This window comes from Spirosoma migulaei, assembly GCF_054776855.1.
Genome location: NZ_BAAHBG010000061.1, coordinates 1 through 1038 on the forward strand (window position 1 = coordinate 1; position 1038 = coordinate 1038).

Consider the following 1038-nt stretch of genomic DNA (forward strand, 5'->3'; position numbering starts at 1 on the left):
TTCTCGCTAAACCAGTCTGTTCGGAGTAAATAATCCGGCAAAACCTTTGTTTCCAGTCGCTCGCGGGTGCCATTGCTCAAAATCTGCCCCCATAGCGCCACATTAATTGTCGGTAACTGGAAAGCAGGGATTACGTCCGTATGGGTTTTTTCCAGCACGAACCATTGATAATCATGTGGTGCCAGTGTAAAAAAATACGTTTCATTTTCAGAAACAATGGGAAACGAATTTTGACTGAACGCTTCAACCGGCACGTATCCACTAAACCCCGTTAATTCAATCTGGGCGGGCTGCGAAAACTTCGAAAGGTTAATGACGAACAGAAGGGTTTCATCGGCATAGGTTCGCGTAAAAGCCAGCACTTTGGGGTTTTCGACAGTCAGAAAGTTCAGGTCCCCCCGGCCAAAAGCTTTGTGTTTTTTGCGCAGTGTGATCATCCGCTTCATGAACCAGAACAATGACGATGTATTCTGTTGCTGGGTTTCTACATTGACGGATTCATAATGATACTCCGGGTCGAGAATGGTGGGCAGGTATAGTTTGTGAGGATTCGCCGTTGAGAACCCCGCATTCCGATCCGGCGACCATTGCATGGGGGTGCGTACGCCGTCGCGGTCGCCCAGGTAGACATTGTCGCCCATCCCGATTTCGTCGCCATAGTAAATAACGGGTGTGCCCGGCAACGAAAACAGCAGGCTGTTCATCAGCTCTATTTTCTTCCGGTTGTTTCCCAATAACGGGGCCAGCCGGTGCCGGATACCCAGATTGATTTTCGCTTTGGGGTCTTTAGCGTAGGTTTTATACATATAATCCCGCTCCTCGTCGGTCACCATTTCGAGGGTCAGCTCATCGTGGTTACGCAGGAAAATAGCCCACTGGCAATTGTCGGGAATGGCGGGTGTCTGGTCGAAAATATCGGTAATTGGATACCGGTCTTCCATCTGAAGCGACATAAACAGGCGGGGCATGACCGGGAAATGGTAGTTCATGTGGCATTCATCGCCATCTCCAAAGTACGATGCCGAATCTTCGGGCCAC

The 1038-nt window shown here is 49.7% G+C and carries 1 protein-coding gene; it reads right to left on the reverse strand.

Features of this window, described 5'->3' with window-relative positions; all coding sequences use genetic code 11:
* The coding region (locus ACYVGO_RS38770; protein ID WP_460974165.1) for an alpha-amylase family glycosyl hydrolase at nucleotides 1-1038 on the reverse strand (1038 nt) is incomplete at both ends.